11 protein-coding genes and 2 pseudogenes are annotated in these 7,826 nt (G+C 73.9%); 5 read left to right on the forward strand and 8 right to left on the reverse strand.

All coding sequences use genetic code 11. From position 1 onward, the window contains the following. Positions 1–282: 282 nt before the first annotated feature. Complete coding sequence (locus ACFQ87_RS40950; protein WP_380616050.1) at positions 283–924, reverse strand: class I SAM-dependent methyltransferase; 642 nt, start codon at positions 922–924, stop codon at positions 283–285. A 91-nt stretch (positions 925–1,015) separates the two neighbouring features. On the opposite strand from ACFQ87_RS40950, the gene ACFQ87_RS40955 reads away from it, so the two are divergent. Together ACFQ87_RS40955 and ACFQ87_RS40960 are read left to right on the forward strand one after the other, a co-directional pair. Next, on the forward strand, positions 1,016–1,846 hold the full coding sequence (locus ACFQ87_RS40955; RefSeq protein WP_380616066.1) for a helix-turn-helix transcriptional regulator: 831 nt from the start codon (positions 1,016–1,018) through the stop codon (positions 1,844–1,846). A 102-nt stretch (positions 1,847–1,948) separates the two neighbouring features. Beyond that, positions 1,949–2,848 (forward strand): neutral zinc metallopeptidase, encoded by a 900-nt coding sequence (locus ACFQ87_RS40960; RefSeq protein ID WP_380616051.1) that lies wholly within the window; start codon positions 1,949–1,951, stop codon positions 2,846–2,848. A gap of 61 nt (positions 2,849–2,909) precedes the next feature. Here ACFQ87_RS40960 and ACFQ87_RS40965 read toward each other — a convergent pair. The 3 genes and pseudogenes from ACFQ87_RS40965 to ACFQ87_RS40975 all read right to left on the reverse strand — a co-directional run. Then, positions 2,910–3,020, reverse strand: a pseudogene (locus tag ACFQ87_RS40965) (NUDIX hydrolase); the annotation flags it as partial. A 23-nt stretch (positions 3,021–3,043) separates the two neighbouring features. After that, the gene (locus tag ACFQ87_RS40970) at positions 3,044–3,253 is read right to left on the reverse strand and encodes a DUF397 domain-containing protein (RefSeq protein WP_380616052.1); all 210 of its coding nucleotides are present in this window, start codon (positions 3,251–3,253) and stop codon (positions 3,044–3,046) included. Then, positions 3,250–4,080 (reverse strand): helix-turn-helix transcriptional regulator, encoded by an 831-nt coding sequence (locus tag ACFQ87_RS40975; RefSeq protein ID WP_380616053.1) that lies wholly within the window; start codon positions 4,078–4,080, stop codon positions 3,250–3,252. The genes ACFQ87_RS40970 and ACFQ87_RS40975 overlap by 4 nt, the downstream gene beginning before the upstream one ends. 206 nt (positions 4,081–4,286) lie before the next feature. Here ACFQ87_RS40975 and ACFQ87_RS40980 point away from each other — a divergent pair, with 206 nt between their 5' ends. Together ACFQ87_RS40980 and ACFQ87_RS40985 are read left to right on the forward strand one after the other, a co-directional pair. Further along, positions 4,287–4,721 (forward strand): ATP-binding protein, encoded by a 435-nt coding sequence (locus ACFQ87_RS40980; RefSeq protein WP_380616054.1) that lies wholly within the window; start codon positions 4,287–4,289, stop codon positions 4,719–4,721. A 14-nt stretch (positions 4,722–4,735) separates the two neighbouring features. After that, a complete protein-coding gene (locus ACFQ87_RS40985; RefSeq protein WP_380616055.1) occupies positions 4,736–5,302 on the forward strand; it encodes a hypothetical protein in 567 nt (188 codons plus the stop codon). Positions 5,303–5,333: 31 nt separating this feature from the next. Here ACFQ87_RS40985 and ACFQ87_RS40990 read toward each other — a convergent pair whose 3' ends face one another. The 3 genes and pseudogenes from ACFQ87_RS40990 to ACFQ87_RS41000 all read right to left on the reverse strand — a co-directional run bounded on the left by ACFQ87_RS40990 (position 5,334) and on the right by ACFQ87_RS41000 (position 6,786). Continuing rightward, positions 5,334–5,570, reverse strand: coding sequence for a LysR family transcriptional regulator substrate-binding protein (locus tag ACFQ87_RS40990; RefSeq protein ID WP_380616067.1), 237 nt, complete (start codon positions 5,568–5,570; stop codon positions 5,334–5,336). A 54-nt stretch (positions 5,571–5,624) separates the two neighbouring features. Further along, a pseudogene (locus tag ACFQ87_RS40995) lies at positions 5,625–5,891 on the reverse strand (sugar ABC transporter permease); the annotation flags it as partial. Between the two features lie 37 nt (positions 5,892–5,928). After that, a complete protein-coding gene (locus ACFQ87_RS41000) occupies positions 5,929–6,786 on the reverse strand; it encodes an AraC family transcriptional regulator (RefSeq protein WP_380616056.1) in 858 nt (285 codons plus the stop codon). A gap of 10 nt (positions 6,787–6,796) precedes the next feature. Between ACFQ87_RS41000 and ACFQ87_RS41005 the strand changes: the two genes are divergently transcribed. Next, on the forward strand, positions 6,797–7,207 hold the full coding sequence (locus ACFQ87_RS41005; RefSeq protein WP_380616057.1) for an MBL fold metallo-hydrolase: 411 nt from the start codon (positions 6,797–6,799) through the stop codon (positions 7,205–7,207). A 73-nt stretch (positions 7,208–7,280) separates the two neighbouring features. Here the strand turns inward: ACFQ87_RS41005 and ACFQ87_RS41010 are convergent, their stop codons facing one another. Beyond that, positions 7,281–7,646 (reverse strand): hypothetical protein, encoded by a 366-nt coding sequence (locus ACFQ87_RS41010; protein WP_380616058.1) that lies wholly within the window; start codon positions 7,644–7,646, stop codon positions 7,281–7,283. Between the last annotated feature and the right edge of the window lie 180 nt (positions 7,647–7,826).

Consider the following 7,826-nt stretch of genomic DNA (forward strand, 5'->3'; position numbering starts at 1 on the left):
GTGCTCGGTGCGGACCCGGACCAGCGCGTGCAAGAAGTGCTCCATCGCCCGCAACTCCTCTGCCGGTACCGGGTGCAGGGGCGCCGGTTCCAGCAGCGGCAGCAGGGCGTCGCGGCCGAGTCGGGCGGCGACGTCGACGGGGCGTTCGCCGTCCGTTGAGCGCAGGGTGCGCCAGGCGCCCGCCGTCAGCAGCTGCTCGACGACCTCGGCCGGGGCCGTTGTGGGTCAGGGGCCCGCCGACCTCCCGGCCGCCGGGCCCCGACAGCGGCCGACGGCCGCCGGCTACCGGGCGCGCAGCAGCAGGTGCCCGCGCCGGAAGCGCTCACCGTCGCCGGGTTCGCGCAGCATCCGGCCGACCTCGGCGAAGCCGGCCCCGTCCGCGAGCTCGGCGAGGGCGGCGATCGGCCAGCGGTAGGCGGTCGCCACCTTGTGGTCGAAGGGCGTGACCGGATCGCCCTCGGACTCGAAGAAGCCCAGCAGCGCGTGCCCGCCCGGCGCCAGCACCCGGCGGAACTCGGCGAGGTAGACGGGCAGTTGCTCTGGTTGGGTGTGGATCAGCGAGTACCAGGACACCACGCCGCCCAGCTCGCCGTCGGCCGCCTCCAGCGCGTCCATCGACCCCACATCGAAGCGCAGGTGCGGGTACGTCCGGCGGGCGATGTCGATCAGCGCCGGGGACAGGTCGACGCCGAAGACCTCCAGCCCCGACCCGCGCAGGAACGCGCTCAGATAGCCGGGCCCGCAGCCCAGGTCCGCCACCGGGGCGGAGCCGGCGGCCCGGACGAGGTCGGCGAACGCGGCGACGAACGAGCGGTCCAGCGGCGACTGGCCGGCCAGGCCGTCCTTGACGAGTGCGGCGTAGCGGACGGCCACGGAATCGTAGGCGTCGGCCGTAGTAGTGAGATACGACGATGACTCAGACACGGGGGACGACCCTAGACCATCCACCGACCCGACCCGGGGACTGGTGATCCCTGGCTCCGGCCGCCCCGGCCGCGCCATGCTGGGACGCATGATCGACCGTGACGCCCTCGCCGACTTCCTCAGCCGCTCCCGCGCCCGCCTGACCCCCGCCGACGTCGCCCTCGCCCCCGGTGCCCGGCGCCGCACCCCCGGGCTGCGCCGGGAGGAGGTGGCGCAGCTGGCGGGGCTGTCCGTGGACTACTACGCGCGCCTGGAGCAGCGGCGCGGGCCGCAGCCCTCGCCGCAGCTGCTGGCCGCGCTGGCCCGCGCGCTGCGGCTGAGCGAGGACGAGCGCGACCACCTGTTCCACCTGGCCGGGCACGAGCCGCCGCGCCGCCACGACGTGCTGGCGCACGTGCGCCCGGGGCTGCTGCTGATCCTGGACCGGCTGCACGATGTGCCCGCGCAGGTGGTCTCCGACCTCGGGGACGTGCTGGCGCAGAACGCGATGGCCGCCGCCGTGTTCGGGGACCTCGCCGCGCTGGCGCCGGATCGGCGCAACCTGCTGCTGCGCTGGTTCGCCGACCCGGCGAGCCGCGCCCTGTTCCCGCCCGAGGACCACGACGCGCTGGCCCGCGCCCACGTGGCGTCCCTGCGCGCGGTGCACGCGGCCCGTCCGGGGGACCGGCGGGCGGCCGAGCTGCTGGCCCGACTCCTCGCCACCGGGGAGGAGTTCGCCGCGTACTGGGAGCGTCACGAGGTCGCGGTGCGGCGCAGCGGGGGCAAGCGGGTGCTGCATCCGGTGGTGGGGGAGCTGGAGCTGGAGTGCGAGGTGCTGGCCGCGGGAGGGCAGGACCAGCTGCTGCTGGTGCACACCGCGCCGGCCGGCAGCGAGTGCGCCTCGCGGCTGGAGCTGCTGCGGGTGGTCGGCGCCTCGGTGTGACGCCTCGGCTGCGGCGTGTCAGGGGCCGCTGCCCGTAGGCTGGGCGGGCCGCAGGGACGGCACAGAACGTCAGCAAAGCGACAGAGGCGGGCAGGCAGGGGCATGCAGTTCGACGACCAGGGCGACCTCGACACCTCCCAGGTGGACGACCGGCGCGGCATCCCGGGCGGGAAGGTCGCCATCGGCGGCGGGGCGGTGGGCCTGATCGCGGTGCTGGTCGCGGTCCTGCTCGGCGTGGACCCCAAGCTGCTGGGCCTGTCCTCCGGCGGTGGCGCCACCTCCTCCTCCGGCGCCCGCACCGACGGCGAGGTGCAGCAGGCCTGCAAGAGCGGCGCGGACGCCAACAAGCGCCAGGACTGCCGGATCACGGCGGTCACCAACAGCCTGCAGGAGTTCTGGAGCGCCGAACTGCCGCGCCGCACCAAGACGGCGTACAAGCCCGCCCAGACCGTGCTGTTCACCGACCGGGTCTCCACCGCCTGCGGGCCGGCGACCTCGGCGGTGGGCCCGTTCTACTGCCCCGGCGACCAGAAGGCCTACTTCGACCTCGGCTTCTTCGACGAGCTGTCCACCCGCTTCGGCGCCAAGGGCGGCCCCTTCGCCGAGTCCTACGTGGTCGCCCACGAGTACGGCCACCACATCCAGACCCTCACCGGCCAGATGCAGAAGGTCGGAGGCGACCGCCAGGGCGCCAACAGCGCCTCGGTGCGCCTGGAGCTGCAGGCCGACTGCTACGCGGGGGTGTGGGCGCACCACGCCACCACCACCCCGCAGGCCTCCACCGGCCGTCCGCTGATCGCCGCCCTCACCGACCAGGACATCGCCCAGGGCCTGGACGCGGCCGCGGCGGTGGGCGACGACCGGATCCAGAAGCAGGCCACCGGGAAGATCAACCCGGAGGCGTGGACGCACGGCTCCTCCGACCAGCGCAAGGCCTGGTTCACCACCGGCTACCGCAGCGGCGACCTGGCCCAGTGCGACACCTTCTCCGGGAAGATCTGACGCACCGCCCCGCCTGACCGACTCCGTTACGCGCCCGGGCCGTCAACGGCCCGGGCGTTCACCGCCGGAGCAGGAAGCGGCCCGCACCGTCGACCACGACGACGGACGCGACGGGAACGAGCGAGTTCGCCTCGGGGGCGTCCGGGTCGTCCTCGTAGTCACGCCGGGCCATGGCCTGCCACCTCCGGTTCCGGTTCAGACGTCGCCGAACTCGCCGCCGCGTACGGCGGCGACGAACGACATCCAGGCCTCGGCCGGGAAGACCAGAGCCGGCCCCTCGGGGTCCTTCGAGTCGCGGACGGGAGCCAGGCCGGGGACGGCGGCGACCTCGACGCAGTCGCCGCCGTTGTTGGAGTACGAGGACTTGACCCAGGAGGCGCTGGACAGGTCTACACGGTCGGTCATGATTGGAATTCCTTTCGGGCCTTGCGGACCATCTCCTGGGATGCGGCCTTCGGCAGCGCTTCCACCAGTAGCTGATCGTAGTCATGTTCCCAGCCCGCAACCGTCGCCCGCGACCGTTCAAGATGGCCTCGGGCCGTCGACTCCGCGTATCCCACGACTGTATGGTCCGGGAGATTCAGCAGGACCACCGGCAGTGTGAAGGAGAGGTTCTCTCCCATGCTGAACGGGGCGATCTGCACCGTGATGTTCGGATGCCCGGCCAGTTCCTCGAGGTGCCGCAGCTGCTCGGCCATGACCTGGGGGCCGCCGACGGGGCGCAGCAACACCCCCTCCTCGAGCACCGCGTGAAGCGCCGGCGGGCTCTTCTGCCAGAGGACTTCCTGACGCAGAGCCAGATAGTCGGTGCGTTCATCGGCCTCGGCAGGGGTGATCGCACCCCGTCGCACCGCCGCCTGGGCAAGTGCCCTTGCGTACGCGGGGGTCTGCAGAAGGCCGGGCACGATGACCAGCCCGACCGTTCGCAGTCGTCGGCACCGGGCTTCGGCATCGGCGAACTCGGCGAACCCCTCAAGGAGCGCCGCCCGGCTGAATCGCCGCCACAACTCGTAGAACCGCTGGCCTGATTCGAACACCTCATCGGCCTTAACAGCCAGTGGCCTTGTTGGGGAACGCTTCCCGTTCTCGACATATGAGATGTGCGCACCCGAGTACCCCAGCCGCCTGGCCGCCTCGGTTTGCGACCACCGCCTTGCCCGCCGTGACCTGCGAAGTTCCTGACCGAAGCGGACTTGCGGTGATGCCTGGGCGTCAACATCGGCTTCAGTCATGATCCTTCATCTCCTTCACATGACATTGCCGTCAAAGGTAAGACGCTGGCAATCGTAGGGGGGATCGCGCCACTATGGCTACGCCCGGTGATTCGCCGGATGCGCAGGGCGACTTGTGGAGGCCCTCGTATCCGGCGTGCGGGCAGATGTGCCCGCCAGCCGGGCGCCCGCATCCCAATCGCGTAATCCCTCCGAGGTCCTTCGCCATGCTCAAAACCTGCCGCCCCCGGCCCCGCGCGTTCGCCGCTCGCCTCGACTCGCGGACCGAATCCACCCCCGTCGCCCGGCACTTGCTCCGCGCCTACCTCGCCGGGTTTCCCTTCGGCGACCGCTACCGCGACGTCGCCGAACTCCTCCTCGGCGAGCTCTTCGCCAACGCCGTCCAGCACTCCGGCGCGCCCGCCGACCGCCTGATCGAGATCCGGTTCGCCGTCAGCGGGGACCGCCTCCGCATCGAGGTCCACGACGCCGGAACCGGGCGGCCCTCCGTCCGCTCCGCCATCCCCTCCGACGAGCACGGCCGCGGGCTGTTCCTCGTCAACGAGCTGGCCGAGCGCTGGGGTTGCTGTCCCCGGGCCGGCGGCATCGGCAAGTTCGTCTGGGCTCTCAACGCCCCCACCCTCACCCCCGCCACTGTCTGAAAGCGCGCCTCCTGATGCTGCCTCCCCTTCCCGCCCTCGCCCGCCACGCCCTCGACCGCGGTCGCACCCCCGCCGCCACCTACGCGATCCTCGCCCGCCGCACCCGCGAGCCCCTCCCCGCCGCGCGGGCCGTCTGCCCCGCCCTCGACATCCCCCACGCCGAAACCACCCGCCGCCTCGACGACTGCTACGACGCCCTCCTCGCCAACCCCCGACCCAACTCCGAAGCAGACACCGGCGAACTCCTCGAAGCCCTCGGCGTCTTCGACGTCCCCAAGACCCCCACCCCCGCCGACCAGGCCGTCATCGACCTCTTCCTCACCGCGATCGACGCCCTGGGCGGCATCCGCGCCGGTCACCAGCACGGCCTGGCCCGCTGGTTCACCACCGGAAACCTCACCGCCGCCTACCTGTCCCTCGCCGCCGCCCACCCCCGTCCCGCCGTCGGTGACCCGGCCCGGTACTGGACCGCTCTCGTCTCCGCCGGTGAACTCCTCGCCGCCGAACCCGGAACCGACCCCCGGATCAAGTACGCCCTCGTCGGCTGTCGTGCCCGCGCCGCCCAGGCAGCCCGCCCGTGAGCGCAGGAAGTCGACCCCGCCGACTTCCCGCTCACGGGCGGGTTCCGTCCGCGTCCGCGCCCGCCGGCCAGTCCCGGTCGGTGATCGCCTCGCGCAGCAGGCGGGCGGCGGCGGGCAGCCGATCGCCCGCGCGCCAGAACAGGGTCAGCGTGCGGCGGCAGTGGGGGCTGTCGACGTCGACCCACACCAGCGGCAGGCGGGTGGCGGTGCGCCGGGCCAGGCCGGGCACCAGGCCGATGCCCAGGCCCGCGCTGATCGGCTCCGCGATCGCGCCGGCCCCGTCGCCTCGTTCAGGCGGCGGGGCAGCGGGGCATGGGCGGGCTCAGGTGCGGCCGGCGCCCGCCCGGGTGCGCCGGGTCAGGGAGTCGAGGACGACGGCCGCCAGCAGCACCGCGCCGGTGATCATGTACTGGATGGCCTGGGCGGCGTGCACCACCTCCAGGCCGGTGGTGATGGACTGGATGGCCAGGATGCCCAGCAGCGCCGACCAGGCGCTGCCGCGGCAGCCGAAGAGGCTGGTGCCGCCGATGACGGCGGCGATGGCCATCATCAGGACGTTGCCGCTGCCGAGTTGCTCGTCGGCCGAACCCTGCTCCAAGCAAAACCAGCCTTGGGGGAATCCTCCGCTACCCGTCATCTTCGTGAACGCTGACCGGTGCGCTCCCGCGCGCGGCCTCGGTGGCGCGGTAGCGGCCGGGGGTGGTGCCGAACTCGCGGGCGAAGGCGTGCGAGAGCGCGTACGGGCTGCCGTAGCCGACCTGGCGGGCGATCGTCTCCAAAGGTTCGCAGCCGCGGCGCAGCAGGGCCGCGGCCCGGGTCATCCGCCACCAGGTCAGGTACGCCATCGGCGGGCGGCCGGCCAGGGCGGTGAAGCGGCGGGTGAGGGTGGCGCGGGAGACGCCGGCGCGCCGGGCCAGGGTGGCGGTGGTCCACGGGCGGGCCGGGTCCCCGTGCACGGCGGCCAGCGCCGCGGCCACCACCGGGTCGGCCAGCGCCGCGCCCCAGCCGCCCGCGCCGGGCCTGGAGGTCCAGGCGCGTACCAGGTAGACCAGCAGCAGGTCGATCAGCGCGGGCACGGCCAGGCGTCCGCCGGGGCGCTCGGCGGCCAGCTCGGCGCCCAACAGGTCCACGGCCGAGCGCAGTTCGGGGTGCTCGCCGGTGCGGGTGGGCAAGTGGACGACCGTCGGCAGCTCGCGCATCAGCGGGTGGCCCAGGCCGTGGTCCAGGCGGTACTTGCCGCACAGCAGCTCGGCGCCGTCCCCCTGGGGCCCGGGGCCGGTGCCGGTGCCGGGGTCGGTAGGCCGGTCGAGGAGCGCGTCCAGTACGGGCAGCCGCCTCGCCTGACGTGGCGTCAGTTCATCGCCGGACAGGGCGTGTCCGGTGCCGTGCGGCAGCAGCACGGCGTCCCCCGGCCCCAGCCGCACCGCCTGGCCGCCCTCGGCCAGCAGCCAGCAGGACCCGGCCGCCGCCCACCCCGCCCGCACCGACGCCACGGTGGACCCCGCACGGTGGGCCGAGTGGGACCAGGTCTTCGCGGACAGCGTCGCCCCCGTCCTGGCGGCCGGGCAGGGCGACCAGTGGTCGGGCACCCGCAGCATCGGCGCGGGCCTGGTCCTGGAGGAGGCCCCCGGCCACACCCCCGGCTCCTCGGTGCTGCGCCTGGAGTCGCAGGGCCGGCGGGCGGTGTTCGTGGGGGACCTGCTGCACTCGCCGGTCCAGCTGGCGCACCCCTCGTGCAACAGCTGCTTCTGCCTGGACCGGGCGCAGGCGGCGGCCAGCCGGCTGAGGGTGCTGGAACGGGCCGCGGACCAGGGCGAGTTGGTGCTCCCCGCGCACTTCGCCGGGCCCGGCGCCGCGGACGTCTCCCGCACGGGGGCGGGGTTCACCGCGCACTGGGCGCGGTGACCGCACGTGCGGGGGTGGGCGCCCTTCTCCCCCGGACGGCGGGCACCCCGGCCTGTCGGGCCGGCCCCGACCGTCAGGGCCGGTCGAGCGTGAGGGAGTTGACCGGGCCCAGGTCGTAGTAGACGCCCTTCTGGGCGGGGATGTCGTACACGCAGTCGGAGCCGCCCGAGCCGCGGCACAGGTGGGCGTGGGCGCCGCCGGACTGGTTGTTGAGCACCCAGTGGTTGCCGTTCTGGTTGCTGAGGTTGTGGGCGCCGTAGCTCCAGTACACGTCGCTGGGCGCGGAGGCCGGGTTCTGGTCCTGCGGGTAGACGCACACGGCGCCGTACGGGCAGCCCGCCCAGGAGCCGTCGGCGGCGCCGGCGCTGCCGGTGCCCAGGGTGGTCAGCGCGGCGGCGGCGATCCCGAGGGCGGCCAGGGCGTGGGTGATCCTGCGCATGGGTGGTTCTCCCTTGCTGGTGGGACGGCCCTGACGTGTGGTCGGGGCCAGTGCTCGCCAGCCTAGGAACGCGGGCGCGGCGGCGGTCCCTGACATCCGACAGGGGCGCGCCGCCGCGCGCGGGCGCCGCTCCTGTGTTACGGCAGTGGCAGTTCGGCGGCCTCGGCGATCAGCTCGGGC

Origin of the sequence: Kitasatospora sp. NPDC056531 (genome assembly GCF_042794375.1) — a bacterium.
GTDB lineage: Bacteria > Actinomycetota > Actinomycetes > Streptomycetales > Streptomycetaceae > Kitasatospora.

Bases quoted from the DNA above. Each gene is read 5' to 3' on its own strand.
- ACFQ87_RS40985 (WP_380616055.1), top strand. From the start codon at position 4,736: ATGCTGCCTCCCCTTCCCGCCCTCGCCCGCCACGCCCTCGACCGCGGT.
- ACFQ87_RS41010 (WP_380616058.1), bottom strand. From the start codon at position 7,646: ATGCGCAGGATCACCCACGCCCTGGCCGCCCTCGGGATCGCCGCCGCC.
- ACFQ87_RS40960 (WP_380616051.1), top strand. From the start codon at position 1,949: ATGCAGTTCGACGACCAGGGCGACCTCGACACCTCCCAGGTGGACGAC.
- ACFQ87_RS40970 (WP_380616052.1), bottom strand. From the start codon at position 3,253: ATGACCGACCGTGTAGACCTGTCCAGCGCCTCCTGGGTCAAGTCCTCG.
- ACFQ87_RS40975 (WP_380616053.1), bottom strand. From the start codon at position 4,080: ATGACTGAAGCCGATGTTGACGCCCAGGCATCACCGCAAGTCCGCTTC.
- ACFQ87_RS40980 (WP_380616054.1), top strand. From the start codon at position 4,287: ATGCTCAAAACCTGCCGCCCCCGGCCCCGCGCGTTCGCCGCTCGCCTC.